The sequence below is a fragment of the Microbispora sp. CSR-4 genome, assembly GCF_008033685.1.
GTDB lineage: Bacteria > Actinomycetota > Actinomycetes > Streptosporangiales > Streptosporangiaceae > Microbispora.
In genome coordinates this window covers 1-12928 of record NZ_VJVX01000015.1, presented here as the reverse complement: position 1 = coordinate 12928, position 12928 = coordinate 1, and the positions used below count along the sequence as shown (strand labels likewise).

General features: G+C 62.8%; 12 protein-coding genes and 1 pseudogene. 7 read left to right on the top strand and 6 right to left on the bottom strand.

Annotated elements, in window-relative coordinates:
* Positions 1–383: 383 nt before the first annotated feature.
* Positions 384–2114, bottom strand: a complete 1731-nt coding sequence (locus FLV34_RS13740; RefSeq protein WP_315985189.1) for a heavy metal translocating P-type ATPase — start codon at positions 2112–2114, stop codon at positions 384–386.
* A 67-nt stretch (positions 2115–2181) separates the two neighbouring features.
* Here FLV34_RS13740 and FLV34_RS13735 point away from each other — a divergent pair, with 67 nt between their 5' ends.
* The gene (locus FLV34_RS13735; protein WP_142649110.1) at positions 2182–2544 is read left to right on the top strand and encodes a metalloregulator ArsR/SmtB family transcription factor; all 363 of its coding nucleotides are present in this window, start codon (positions 2182–2184) and stop codon (positions 2542–2544) included.
* Between the two features lie 186 nt (positions 2545–2730).
* Here FLV34_RS13735 and FLV34_RS13730 read toward each other — a convergent pair whose 3' ends face one another.
* Positions 2731–3642 (bottom strand): aldo/keto reductase, encoded by a 912-nt coding sequence (locus tag FLV34_RS13730; RefSeq protein WP_147943276.1) that lies wholly within the window; start codon positions 3640–3642, stop codon positions 2731–2733.
* An 88-nt stretch (positions 3643–3730) separates the two neighbouring features.
* Between FLV34_RS13730 and FLV34_RS13725 the strand changes: the two genes are divergently transcribed.
* Entirely contained in the window at positions 3731–4432 is a 702-nt protein-coding gene (locus FLV34_RS13725) for a TetR/AcrR family transcriptional regulator (RefSeq protein WP_147943275.1), read from the top strand.
* A gap of 750 nt (positions 4433–5182) precedes the next feature.
* Here FLV34_RS13725 and FLV34_RS13720 read toward each other — a convergent pair.
* Positions 5183–5494 (bottom strand): annotated as a pseudogene (locus FLV34_RS13720) (cell division protein FtsK); the annotation flags it as partial.
* Positions 5495–5616: 122 nt separating this feature from the next.
* On the opposite strand from FLV34_RS13720, the gene FLV34_RS13715 reads away from it, so the two are divergent.
* The gene (locus tag FLV34_RS13715) at positions 5617–6051 is read left to right on the top strand and encodes a VOC family protein (RefSeq protein ID WP_142619197.1); all 435 of its coding nucleotides are present in this window, start codon (positions 5617–5619) and stop codon (positions 6049–6051) included.
* A gap of 100 nt (positions 6052–6151) precedes the next feature.
* Here the strand turns inward: FLV34_RS13715 and FLV34_RS13710 are convergent, their stop codons facing one another.
* Both FLV34_RS13710 and FLV34_RS13705 read right to left on the bottom strand, forming a co-directional pair.
* Positions 6152–7456 (bottom strand): transposase, encoded by a 1305-nt coding sequence (locus FLV34_RS13710; protein WP_147943274.1) that lies wholly within the window; start codon positions 7454–7456, stop codon positions 6152–6154.
* Positions 7408–7779, bottom strand: a complete 372-nt coding sequence (locus FLV34_RS13705; protein ID WP_187280633.1) for a transposase domain-containing protein — start codon at positions 7777–7779, stop codon at positions 7408–7410. Before FLV34_RS13705 ends, FLV34_RS13710 begins: the two co-directional genes overlap by 49 nt.
* A 197-nt stretch (positions 7780–7976) precedes the next feature.
* Between FLV34_RS13705 and FLV34_RS13700 the strand changes: the two genes are divergently transcribed.
* The gene (locus FLV34_RS13700) at positions 7977–8603 is read left to right on the top strand and encodes a site-specific integrase (protein WP_147943272.1); all 627 of its coding nucleotides are present in this window, start codon (positions 7977–7979) and stop codon (positions 8601–8603) included.
* Positions 8604–9132: 529 nt separating this feature from the next.
* On the opposite strand, the gene FLV34_RS13695 is transcribed toward FLV34_RS13700, so the two are convergent.
* Entirely contained in the window at positions 9133–9336 is a 204-nt protein-coding gene (locus tag FLV34_RS13695) for a hypothetical protein (RefSeq protein WP_142652681.1), read from the bottom strand.
* 224 nt (positions 9337–9560) lie between these two features.
* On the opposite strand from FLV34_RS13695, the gene FLV34_RS13690 reads away from it, so the two are divergent.
* From FLV34_RS13690 to FLV34_RS13680, 3 genes are read left to right on the top strand one after another with little or no spacing between them, the layout of a single operon-like run.
* Entirely contained in the window at positions 9561–10310 is a 750-nt protein-coding gene (locus FLV34_RS13690) for a nucleotidyltransferase domain-containing protein (RefSeq protein WP_147943271.1), read from the top strand.
* Between the two features lie 5 nt (positions 10311–10315).
* Complete coding sequence (locus FLV34_RS13685; protein WP_168066662.1) at positions 10316–10984, top strand: metallophosphoesterase; 669 nt, start codon at positions 10316–10318, stop codon at positions 10982–10984.
* Positions 10985–10998: 14 nt separating this feature from the next.
* On the top strand, positions 10999–12102 hold the full coding sequence (locus tag FLV34_RS13680; protein WP_147943269.1) for a hypothetical protein: 1104 nt from the start codon (positions 10999–11001) through the stop codon (positions 12100–12102).
* Positions 12103–12928 lie beyond the last annotated feature (826 nt).

Below are 12928 nucleotides of genomic sequence, written 5' to 3'. Positions count from 1 at the left end.
GCCGGCGTTCGGGCTCATCTGTCACAGCGCGGATGATTGCGGAGCGCCCCGGACCGTGTCCAACGGTTTTCGGAGTGGTCGATGTCCAGCGGGCTCACGTCACGACCTCAATGCGTTCACTCGGCCCAAGACCTTCGCCTTGGGTCGAAGGGGCGGCGGATGCTCGTCGCCAGGCCGCGTCGCGCAGCAGGCGCAGGCCGTTGAGACCGACGATTACCGTGGAGCCCTCGTGACCGGCCACGCCGAGTGGGAGGGGCAGCTCGCCGATCAGGTCCCAGGCGACCAGAACGGCGATGAATGTCGCGGCAACGACGAGGTTGGCGACGACCAGACGGCGGGCGCGTCGGGCCAGAGCTATTACAGCGGGTATGGTGCCGAGGTCATCACGGGTGATGACCGCGTCGGCCGTGTCGAGCGAGGTCGGACCCGTGACGGCCCATGGCGATGCCCACGTGTGCGGATGCCAGCGCGGGGACGTCGTTCACGCCGTCGCCGACCAGCGCCACCCGTGCCTCTCCGTTCTCCAGCCGGCGTACTTCCTCCACTTTCTGTTCGGGCAGTAGTCCGGCACGTACGTCCCTGATGCCGACCAAGCCGGCCAGCCGATTTGCGGCATGAGGGTTGTCACCGGTCAACAGGACTGGTGGGGAATCGGTCATGGCGTTCAGGCGGGCGATCACATCCGCGGCGCCGGCTCGAATACGGTCGGCCAGAGCCAAGACGGCGACCGGCTGACTGTCCAGGTGCATCAGCACGGCACTGTGGCCGCTGTCCTCCAGTTCGGTCACTACCGCGTGCGCCGCGCCTGAGCGGTCGGGGAGGCGTACGGGGCTGCCGATCTCCACTGAATGTCCGTTCACCTGGGCACGGACACCACGTCCGGGTAGCGATTCGAATGTTTCGGCGGTAGGCCAGGTCAGGTTGGCGTGACGGGCGGCTTGCACGATCGCGCGGCCCAGCGGATGCTCCGAGCCCGCCTCGGCTGATGCGGCCAGCGTGAGCAGGTCATCACGGCTCATGCTGGTGCCGGGCAGAGGGCGGATCTGGGCGATGTGGGGGCGGCCCTCGGTGAGGGTGCCGGTCTTGTCGAAGGCGACCCGAGTGATGGAGGCGAGGTGTTCCATCACCACAGCGGACTTGACCAGCACTCCATGACGGCCGGCGGTGGCGATGGCGGCCAAGAGCGGGGGCATGGTGGCGAGCACGACCGCGCACGGCGATGCGACGATCATGAAGGTCATCGCGCGGAGCAAACTGTCCTGCACAGCCACGCCCCACAGCAGCGGCAGCGCGAACAAGGCGATGGTGGCGATGACCATGACCAGGGAATATCGCTGCTCGACCTTCTCGATGAGCAATTGAGTACGGGCCCTGGTGGCGCTGGCCTGCTCCACCATGGCGACAATCCGGGCGATTACCGTCTCGCTCGCTGGTCGGGTCACCCGTACGCGCAAAACGCCGGTGCCGTTCAGGGTTCCCGCGAAGACCTCGTCGCCCGGCTGCTTGTCGACGGGCAGGCTCTCCCCGGTGATGGACGCCTGGTCGACGTCGCCGGCACCGGCGACCACTTCGCCGTCAGCGCTGATCCGCTCTCCAGGCCGCACCACGATGATGTCGCCAACGGCCAGCGCGACGGCCTCAACGATGTGTTCGTCACCGGAATCGGTCACGCGCGTCGCCCGGTCGGGCGTCAGGTCGAGCAACCCTCGGACAGAGTCGGAGGTGCGCTTGGTGGCCACCGCTTCCAACGCTCCGGAGGTGGCAAAGATGACGATCAACAGTGCGCCGTCGAAGACCTGCCCGATCGCGGCGGCGCCGATCGCCGCAGCCACCATCAGCAGATCGACATCCAATGTTCTGTTACGTAGCGCCTTGAGCCCTGCCAGGCCGGGCTCCCATCCTCCAGCGGCGTAGCAGGCCAGGTAGAGGCTCCACCACAGCCACGATGGCGCTCCGCCGAGTTGGCAGATACCACCCGCTGCGAACAGCGCCGTTGCCGCCAGCGCCCAACGCACCTCAGGCAGCGCCCAGGTGCTGGAGCGACGGGAAGGCAGCCGATCAGGCAGTGCTGACGTGGCGTCAGGCTGCGGGGAGGTTTCCAGGTCCACAGTCATTGTGTCATCGTATATGCGCACTTATGCAGATACGCAAGCAAGTGGCCTTTCGGGTTATGCTGGCGGCATGCACACCTCGCTGCCCGACTTCGACATGCCGAACGAGGAACAGGTGCAGCTGGCCGCCGAGTCGTTCCGACTGCTGTCCGACCCGACGCGGATAAAAATCATGTGGGCGTTGCTGCAAGGGGAGTCGTCCGTGGCCTGCCTGGCCGAACTCGCCCAGGCCGCCCCCACGGCAGTCAGCCAGCACTTGGCCAAGCTTCGCCTCGCCGGATTGGTCAAGGGCCGGCGCGAAGGGACCTTCGTCTACTACACCGCCGCTGACGAACACGTCCGACGCTTGCTGGCACAGGCTCTCTACCATGCTGATCACATTGACCGCGATGAGTCCGCGATCTCACCCGGATCGACACGCACGCCTGCCTAGCAGTTCTCAGGCTGTGTGCCGAGGAGGGACGTACCCAGGTTCGGCCTGGCGCCGAAGGCGATCAATCAGAAGTGATGTTCTGACGTCACGTCTGCGAGGTCGGGCCGCTGCTCGGGCGGGATGCCTCGGTGGAGCTCGACGGGCGGCGGCCAGCCGGCGAGGTGGCCGCCGCCGTCGAGCTGTTGTTCAGCGGTGGCTCTCCGCCGCGGACCTGAGCGCGTCGAGCGTGGACTGGTGTGGCTGGTCGAGGACGGCCTTCGACTCGTCGACGAGGCCGGTCAGGCGGGCTACCTCGGCGTCGGTCAGGTTCTCGGCGACCTCGGCCGCGGCGATGTTGGTGCGCAGGTGATCGGGGTTGGTCGTGCCGGGGATGACGACCATGGCAGGGGAACGGCGTAGCAGCCAGGCCAGCGCTACCTGGGCCAGCGTCGCGCCGAGGCGCTCCGCGGGGCCGGTCAGCGCGTCGTAGCTGGTGAGCCGCCCAGAGGCCAGCGGGAAGTAGGGAACGAACATGATGCCCTGCGCCTCGCAGTCGGCGAGGACCTGGACACCGCTGCGGTCGAGCAGGTTGAAGCGGTTCTGCACGGCCGCGATCGGCGTCATCTTCTGCGCGCGAGCCAGCATCTGCGGCGTCGCGCCGGACAGACCGATGCGGCGGATGAGCCCCTGGTCGCGCAGTTCGACGAGCACGCCGAGCGAGTCCTCCAGCGGCACGTCGCTCTCCTCGCTCTGCGCACCAGGAGTGTCGCCGCCGAGCCGCAGGTACGTCAGCTCGCTCACCTCCGTACCCAGGTCGGTCAGCGCCTCGTGGACCTGCCGGCGGACCGTGTCCGGGTGGTCGGTGATGATCCACGACCCGCCTGGGCCGCGCCCGGCGCCGACCTTGTTGCCGACGATCACCCCCTCCGGGAACGGCCGCAGCGCCTCCCCGATCAGCCGGTTCACCGTACGCGGCCCGTAGGCGTTCGCGGTGTCGAAGAACGTGACTCCCAGCTCGACCGCCAGGCGCAGCACCCGCCGCGCCGACCCGGGGTCGACCGGCGGCCCCCACACGTTCGGTCCGGCGAGCTGCATGGCGCCGTATCCGACACGATCCACTGGCTTCCCCCTCGATGTATCACTGCCACGCCGATCCGCGTATCACTGTTCGTTTCAGTGATACGCGAAATGCCGTAGCATTGCAACCGTGGACGATGCGAAGACCCGTACCCGGCGGCACATCCTCGAGGTAGCGGCCGACATCCTGGAACGGGAGGGCACCCAGGCGGTCTCCACCCGCTCGGTCGCCGCGGCGGCCGGCATCCGCGCCGCATCCCTCTACCAGCTCTTCGGCGACAAGGACGGCCTCCTCGCGGCCTTGGCCATCCACGCCTTCGAGCTCTACCTGGCCGAGAAGCGCACCCTGGCGCACACCGATGACCCGGTCGACGACATGCGCCGCGGCTGGGACATCCACGTCGACTTCGGCCTGCGCCACCCCGCCTTCTACCTGCTGATGTACGGCACCGACCGGCCCGGCCGCCGCCCACCCGCCGCCGACAGGGCCCACGACCTCCTACTGAAGTTCCTCGACCGCGCCGCCACCGCCGGCCGCCTCCGGATCCCCCCCGCCCTCGCCGCCCGCCTCTTGCTGGCCGCCGTCACGGGCGCCACCCTGTCGCTGATCTGCGTGCCTGCCGAGGACCGCGACCCGGAGATCTCCACGAGAATGCGCGACACCCTCATCGACTCCCTCACCACCGACCCGCCCCCGGCCACCGACCCCGGCCTCGCCTCCCGCGCCCTCGCCCTCGATGCCGCCCTCACCGCCGCGGACGGGGCCCCCCTCCCGCTCCGCCCGACCGAAACCGCCCTCCTCCGCGACTGGCTCCACCAACTCGCCCACTGATCGCCCAGCCATGCCATCAAAATCACGAGCCAACTGAGCCACAGGCTCATCCGGGAAAGCGGATTCCACAGGACTTCGAGGCCGACAAGCGCAAGCCGACCAGAGAATCGCTGACGCACTGAGCGCCCGGGTAGAGACCGACCGGAAGGCGGCCAACGGCAAGAAGGAGAGCAGTGCTGAGAGCTGATGGCCCGTTAATGGCACGAACGCCGCTTCCCGTGATCGTGGAAGCGGCGTTTTGGCTGGTGGAGCCTAGGGGATTCGAACCCCTGACTTCCTGCTTGCAAATCGGCCTGATCACCAGGGGAAACGGCCCCGACCTGGGCGAGAGACCCCGCACATGATTTAGAGCGCGCTCATGCCCTCGCCGATGCTCTGGCGCGCGCTCTGACACTCGACCTATCAGGAGCCGATCTCAGGAACGTAGATCTTTCTTCGGTCAAGCTCTCGCTCTACAAAATCGCTGGGGCGCTATGGTCATCCTCGACAGTCTGGCCAGAAGGCACAGAGGAATCCATTCGCCTACGATCTGTCGAAGTTGAGCCTGGAGTAGTCAGGATCGAGCACGAAGGTACCTCTTCCCGTGACAGTCATTCTTTCCTTTGAGCACCTAGAACCATCTACATCGGCGCACAAAGGCCGTTGATTCACTGGGAATCCAACTCAACCTAATCATCCCCGCTACGAACTGCGCCATTCCATGTGATGTGGACGCGAGATCCTAAGACCAGGATTGACTTCAGCACTCTCGCCCACCGCGCGCCCTTGCGTAGTCAGAGTGGCCAGGGCCGCCGTGATGCGCTGGCGAAGCTGCTTGTCGGATTGGTAGGCGGTCAGGAACGCCACCTCGTCCACGAGCACCAGGACGAACGGGTCAGCGGGGGTTGGTGTGTGGGAGCGCTGGAGGCCGGCGAACCGGTCGGCCCGCTCCTGCATCACCGAGACCGCCTCATCGAGCAGGTCGGCGCACTCCTTCGGATCGGCGGCGTACCGGGAGCCGAACAGCGCCCGACCGAAGGACAGTTCCATCCGCTGGGGGTCGAGCGCCCAGACCTGCACCAGGACCCTTCGACGGGCGAGGCGTTCAGGCTGGAGGTGTGGATCTTTTCAGGACTTCGCCAATCCGGCCAGGGTGCACGGTGGGCGATTACGGTATGCATAGTGATCTATGGCAGGATTTTCCCATGGTATCCGTTAAGCAGATTCAAGTCGCCTTCGATTGCGCTTCACCTGAGCGTGTCGGTCGCTTCTGGTGCGAGGTGTTGGGGTATGTCGCGCCGGCGCCGCCTGAGGGGTTCGCCAGTTGGGACGACTTCAATCGCACGCTGCCGCCCGAGCAGCGGGACTCATGGTTCGCATGCAGCGACCCCTCGGGTGTCGGTCCGCGGCTGTACTTCCAGCGCGTTCCCGAAAGCAAGGTCGCCAAGAATCGGCTGCACCTTGACGTGCGGGTCGGCACCGGACTCGTCGGTGCAGAGCGCCTGGCAGCCCTCGAGGCCGAATGCGCACGATTGATCCCTCTCGGCGCGAAACGCGTGCGGCTCCTGCCCGCCGATGAAGAAAACGAGTCGTGCCTCGTGATGCAGGACATCGAGGGCAACGAGTTCTGCCTGAGCTGACGAACGTCTACCTCGTTGAACGCGTACCTGACTCGCTGATCGGCTTCCACGGGGATGGCTGTCCGTCAGCTCTCCCGGGCCCTCCCCCAAGGCCAGGTAGTTAAGGTTTTTGGGCTGCTGGCAAGAGTGGTGGGGAGATTGACCGGGCGGTGTAGATGCCGGGTCCGATCTTGTGGATGAGCTGGCTGTTGGCCCAGCGGGACAGCTGCCGGTACATGGTGTTCAGGGTGACATCACCGAGGTGACGGGCGATGTCGCGGGCCTGCCAGGAGCGGTCGGGATCTTGGTGGGGGAGGGCCAGGACCTGTTGTTGCCGGCGGCGGTCGGCTGTGACCAGGGGTCGTTCGTCCCGGGAGACGGCAGGCGGCATGGGCGTCGGTTGCAGGAAAGTGATGACCAGGCCGGTGATCGTGCGGCTGTGGTTGGGTCTGCCGTCATCGAGTCGTTCTTTGTAGCGGGAGACGGGTGATTTGACCTTCCGGGTGCTCACCCGCAGTCGGCGGGCTGGGAGCAGTCCGGCCAGAAGGGCGCGGGCGATGGCTCCGGTGGCTGGGTTGGGGTCGTCGCCGGTCACGCCGGCGGCTTGGATGACCTGGTCGCGGGCGCTTTGCAGGGCGATGGTGAAGGAGCAGCGGTCCGGGTCGGTACCCGGCAGAGACTCCGCGGCGTCGACCATGACAGTGCGCAAGAGTTGGTAGAGCGTGAGCAACGCCCACATCTCCTGCTCCAAGCCGGCCGGGTCGCCGGAACGCAGGACTCGCCCATGCATGAGGGTGTGGCGCAGGGCGTAGTACGCCGATTCGTGCTCCCACCGCTGGTGGTAGAGCCTGACCAGGACGGCGGCCGGGTAGCGGCGGGCGTCGGTCAAGGTGGTGACCAGCCGGTAGAAGCCGGTGAAGGCGGTGCCGTCGACGCAGGTCACGGTGATCTGCGCGTCGATGATCCGCACGTTGACCGTGCCGATCAGGGACAGGTAGGAGCCGTCGGCCAGGCGGGACAGGATCGGCGCGCGGCGGTTGCTGCGTAGCCGGCCCAGGACTTGGGCTCCGGTGTCCGTCACCGCGGCGAGGAAGTCGTTGCCGTCGAAGCCCTTGTCCCACAGCACCAGCATGTCCGGTCTCAGCAGGTGCAGCAGCCGCCCGGCGTAGTCGGTCTCGCCTGTGGCGGTGGACCCGAAGACAGCGCCGATCACTGCTCGGGTGCCGGTTTCGACCAGGGTCATCAGCTCCAGCTGGGTATAACCGCCATGCGCGAGCCGATCCAGCCAGGCCCGGTTCCGGCCGGTATCGGGCACCTTCAGTGAGCTGCAGCCGTCGAAGGAGACCATCCGATAGCGGCCGAACCGCACCCCGGGCGTCACCGGCTGCGCCAGCGGACCGCACACAACCTCGAACAGCGCTCGCATCGGCGCAACGCCCACCCGGCGGCGCAGGTCGCGAACACCTTGGCGGTCGGTGCGGCAACAGCGGGCAGCCCCGCCAGAGCGCTGGTCATCTTGTCCCAGACGAGCCGGTGTCCGACCTCCGGGAACAGGCACATCGCCAGCAGGAAATACACCCCGACCCGGGAGGGAAGCGCTCGGAGCCGGTGCTGAACCCGGCACGTCTCCGCCAGCACCGCGTCCACCAGCTCGAACGGCACAACCTGGGTGAGTTCTCCCAGGTGGCCCGGTGCGAACACTCCCGCGGCCACGCGCACCACCCGGGAAATGACAGACTGATCCCGCAACGGGACTCCACTCTTCAGATGATCTTCGCCGATATCTGATCTACAGGAGTCCCGTTGCCCGTCTCAGCCGATTGACAAGAACCAGATCCTCTTAACTACCTGGCCTTGGGGGAACCCCCGACAAGCTGATCAGCCGGAACCCGTGCCGGATCAAGGGTGCGGACAACGAGCAGACACCAGAGCGGCCCATCCTCACCGTGACCCAGGTCTTCGAGCTGGCCGACAAGATGGCCGACGGGCGCTTCCGCGCGCTGATCCTGCTGGCCACCTTCGCGAGCCTGCGTTGGGGCGAAGTGATCGCGCTGCGGCGCTCGGACATCGACATCGAGGCGCGCACCGTCCGCGTGCGTGAACAGCTCATCGAGCTGGACGGGGGAGACATGGTGCTCGCGCCGCCCAAGTCGCGGGCCGGCAAGCGGACGGTCAGCATCCCTTCGGCCATCGTCCCGGCGCTCGTCGACCACCTCGACCAGTTCACCGGCACAGGCGAGGACGCGTTCGTCTTTCTCGGCAAGCGCGGTGCGTTCCTCCGCGGTGGCAACTTTCGGCGTGAGGCCAAGTGGGCGGAAGCGCTCAAGGAGATGGGCGTCAAGGGGCTGCACTTCCACGACCTGCGGCACACCGGCAACACGCTCGCCGCGCAGTCGGGCGCGAGCCTGGCCGACCTCAAGGCTCGGATGGGGCACGACAGCGACCGGGCCGCGCTGATCTATCAGCACGCGACGCGTGACGCCGACCAGAGGATCGCGGACGCACTGAGCGCTCGTGTGGAGGCCGACCGGAAGGCGGCCAACGACAAGAAGGAGAGCAGTGCTGAGGGCTAATGGCCCGGACACCGCTTCCCAAGATCAGGGAGGCGGTGTTTTTCGAGGTGGAGCCTAGGGGATTCGAACCCCTGACTTCCTGCTTGCAAATCGGCCCGATCACCAGGGACAACGGCCCCGACCTGGACGAGAGGCCGTCCGCGAGTGACCGTGAGTGCCCCCTGTTGACCACTCTTAATGGCACGCTAATGGCACGACGATCAAGCCCGCGACCTGCCCCGACCAGTACCGGGCGCGGCCCGTCTCCTGGTCCGCCCCCGTCCTCCTCGTAGCTGCCGACTCCCGGGACGGGACCGCCGCGTCAAGGGTCAGCGAAGCTGATCGCGAAGCGACGCCGCAGGCGCCCTTGACTCGGCGGTCACGGCCGGGACACTCAGGCGGCGAGGAGGACGAAGGACCATCGGATTAGAAGTGGATCGCCGTTTCCCAGTCTGATCTCGGGCTAATCTGCTGGTGTCTTGTGCGATCGCCTGGGGGAGAGAGCAGGTGTTCCACGTATGTTCCGGATCTTGCTGATGGCCGCAGGCGGTCAGCGGTGGGAGTGTCCGCCCATGGCGCATGCGAGGCAGCCACGGCCGCCGAGTGCCTTGTCCAGGCCGCATGTGACCTTGGCGAATCGTTCCTCGTCTTCCGGTGGGAACTGCACCATGGGCGTGCCGGCGGCGAAGTGCTCGCCGAGCATGTAGAGGTGGTCACGCAGGACCGTTGTAGTCTCCCGATTCAGTCGGAGCATGATCTCTTCCACGTGGCCAGCCTGGGCTGTGTGTCGCACCTCTATCGCTCTCGAACAGGAGCATGCCAAGCTCAAGATCCTGCCAAGCTGGGAAGGTACCCACTGCGATCTGATCCCTCGAGGCCCGTGGAGGAACTTTGATCTTGAACAACTCGATGCATGTCAATCGGGTTCTGTCGGTGGCTTCCCCTAACCTGGATGGCATGCACAGGGATAATCCTCCAATGATCGAACCGACAACAGATATTAACTGTCTTACAGAACTGATTTACCCGCACTTAAGAGGAGAGTCTATTGCGATGATGATCTACGGTAGCAGGGCGAGGGGGAGCGCTCGCACTGATAGCGATATAGACGTTTTGCAAATTGTTAAAGACCGGCCGAGATCTTACTCTCACGGCAGTATCAATATTGCATCCTACACCGCGGATCATCTGACGCTGTTGGCAACTCGTGGCAGCCTGTTTGTTCGACATCTTAAGGATGAAGGAAAAATAATCAGTGATCCAAATGATGTCCTTTCCGGTATTCTCGCTTCATATCAGCCACCGAAAAATTACAACAGGCTAAAAAGGAACCTGTGCCTAGCTTTGGCTGGCACCGAAGCTCTGGATGCAGACCAGTACGCCAGAGGCCTTCTGAGGATGACAATCTACGTGGTAAGGTCTGCGGTTTATATAAAATGCGCCGAGTTGGGAAATCTCACTTTCGATAGAGACCAGTCGGCAGAAATAGCTGGGTACCCCAAACTCGCAACTCTCCTTCGCACGGATCGTTATGACCATATTCGCGAATTGCGTGAATATGGTTACAGGCTACTTGAGGAGCGCCCAACGGACGGTATCCCGCGCGATCTACCTTCCCTTGCAATTTGGGCAAGGGGTGATTATTCGCTTGCTGGCCGCTTGCTGGAATCGGCCCTAGCGGGCGCTTCCACTATTGACTATACGTCATTGACATTGCCGATAGTGTGATTCTCTTGAAGAAATTCAAGTTGGCAGTAATCGGCGATATTCATGGTGACAGCGTAAGGCTATCTAGAGCGCTCAATTCACTTCTACTGGACGACTCACTCCATCTGATTTTTGTGGGGGATTACGTCAATCGCGGATTGAACACCAAGGCCGTTTTAGACTTATTGCTAAGCGCCATAAATAAATACCCGGACAGGATAACTCTTTTGCGGGGGAATCATGATGAAGCTCTTCTAAATTTTCTTGATGATGGAAATGTTGCTAACTTTGCCGCTCACAATGGGATATCAACTATCCGATCATACCTTGAGACGGTTGATTCAAATGCGATTGAAAAATTTCGTTCATCCTTCCCAAGTGAGCATTTTGACCTTCTCCGAAATACGCAGGTCGTATACGAGGATTCGGATTTCCTAATATCGCATTGTGGCTTCGATCCCCATGACATCAACTCAAGAACGCCTGATTCAATGTATCGTCGCGGACATCCGGGGTTGTTTCACTATAGTGGACCGTGGCCAAAGTCGCTGACTGTATGTGGTCACTACGTGCAGGAACAAGGCGTTCCATATATTTCACCCAATCTCATCTGCATCGATACCGGTTGTGGAACCATCAACCAAGCACCTCTCACTGTAGTAATATTGCCCGAAAGAAAACTTATTCAATATTAAAGATGGGAGATAGGATGAACGTTGATCTCGTATTTCAGGAATTAACCAGGGCCCTGGCGCGCAATGAAGCGATGGTCGCGATTCATTATGCCTGTGAATCTTTCCTAACCGCTCATCCAGCGGGTATAGCATCGATCGCTCTGTACGACCTCCAGACAGGAGACACCAATGCATTTAGCATGTCGGATGCTCCGCCTACGGTAGAAGGAAATGATCGTGAGATTCATCTTCTTGAGCGGTTCTATCATGACGTCTCATCCCGAGAAGATTCTTATTTCCTGCACTGGAATATGAATCGTCCCGAGTACGGGTTCGCCGCCCTTGCTGCACGATACGAATATCTCACTGGGAAGGCTCCGACGTTTCGAACTCCTGAACGTCGGGTGGATGTCGACGGGTTATTCGCGGCGCGCTACGGTGAAGATTACGCACCGCATGGAAAGCTCGAGAGTGTTGCGCGTCTAAACGGTCTAGATACTCGATCATTCAAAAATGGCAAGACCGAGGCCGGGCTCTATGAGCGTCAAGATTGGGGTGCTCTCGCTCGCTCAGCCGCTAGCAAAGCAAAAATAATTGGCCTGCTCCTTCGACTGCTTATTGAGGGAAAGGCTAAGACTGCCGAGTCTGCGGGTACCGTCTCATTCGCCGGAGCAAAAATTGATGCAGTCTCACTCGTTCTAGAACTCGGTGAGCGTATGCTCTTGGTGCGGCGAAGCTTAAAAGTGCGTTCTCATGGCAATCCGATAAAGTTCGAGAATGAGTATGATGATCAATATCTTTTCAGGGCTTTGCTGTCCCAATTCTTCGACGACATCAGAGAAGAAGAGTATACGCCATCATATGCAGGTCAAAATTCTCGCATAGATTTCCTACTTCCCAAGTATAAGCTTGCGATCGAACTAAAGCATACTCGTGAAAGTTTGAAAGATGGTAAGCTGGGCGAACAACTTATTGTGGATCGCGATCGATATCTAGCTCACAATTCAGTGACACACCTCATCTGTCTCGTTTTCGATTACGATGGCTGCTTGAGGAACCCACGTGCTATCGAAGAAGACCTTCGCTCCGAAACATCTTCTCCGGATATGGCGGTCACGGTTCGGATCTACGATCGGTAATCGGTCTGAGCGAAAAGGTAGGCTGTGACTCGGGATAGCTGAGCCTGAACGGACATGCAATAAGCTCTGCTCATGTTGTTAGAAAGGCAGAAAGGATCCGTTTACCTGCCTGTTCATCCCGTATGCCGTCGACCCGCCCGCAGGGGAAGCAGAGCGCGGGCCGGCTCGGCTTGTCCCGAGTTGAGGGCAGACGGGATGAACAGGCCCCTCACCCCAGCCACCGACAGTCCGGCGGTGGTGAGCACGACCGTGGTGGTCATCCCGGAGCCGGAGCGCCAGGGCGGATCCGCTGTATTCGATCCAGCCGTCTTATCGGAGTTCGGGCTGGCTGGCCGTGAACGCCTCCCATTCCTCGGGCGAGATGGGATGGTCGGCGCTGTCGAGCCAGTCGTCGGAGCGGGTGATCGCAGTCGTAGCCCATGAGCGTGGTCTTGATGGTGCGGTTACAGGTCGGGCTGTGAGGTTCCTGCGAGCTGTGACAGTTCGTGCTACCGGGCGGTGGCGCGGCCCACGTGTGGCGAGTCGGGTGAATATAGCGGGGCCGGCAGGCGGTTGGGCGGCTCAAGTGCGGCCCCGGCCGTGACCGGCCCCCAGGCCGCAGCGCGGCCGGGGTCCGCGACGCTGGGCCGTACGGCGGCGCGCCACGCCGCCGCCTTGATCCTTATGAGCGCAATTCAGCAGAGTTCCGCGTGATCGTGCGCCACCTGGTAGAGCGCTAGTGGTAGAACCTGACTTGGCTCACGTTTCAAGATCGCCGCTGAGCGCGAGGCGCTGACCTCGTGGTTCCCGGTTCGGAACGGCGAAAAGTGCGCACTAAATCGATCAT

Bases quoted from the DNA above. Each gene is read 5' to 3' on its own strand.
- FLV34_RS13740 (WP_315985189.1), bottom strand. From the start codon at position 2,114: ATGACTGTGGACCTGGAAACCTCCCCGCAGCCTGACGCCACGTCAGCA.
- FLV34_RS13735 (WP_142649110.1), top strand. From the start codon at position 2,182: ATGCACACCTCGCTGCCCGACTTCGACATGCCGAACGAGGAACAGGTG.
- FLV34_RS13715 (WP_142619197.1), top strand. From the start codon at position 5,617: ATGGTATCCGTTAAGCAGATTCAAGTCGCCTTCGATTGCGCTTCACCT.
- FLV34_RS13710 (WP_147943274.1), bottom strand. From the start codon at position 7,456: ATGCGAGCGCTGTTCGAGGTTGTGTGCGGTCCGCTGGCGCAGCCGGTG.
- FLV34_RS13695 (WP_142652681.1), bottom strand. From the start codon at position 9,336: ATGCTCCGACTGAATCGGGAGACTACAACGGTCCTGCGTGACCACCTC.
- FLV34_RS13690 (WP_147943271.1), top strand. From the start codon at position 9,561: ATGATCGAACCGACAACAGATATTAACTGTCTTACAGAACTGATTTAC.
- FLV34_RS13680 (WP_147943269.1), top strand. From the start codon at position 10,999: ATGAACGTTGATCTCGTATTTCAGGAATTAACCAGGGCCCTGGCGCGC.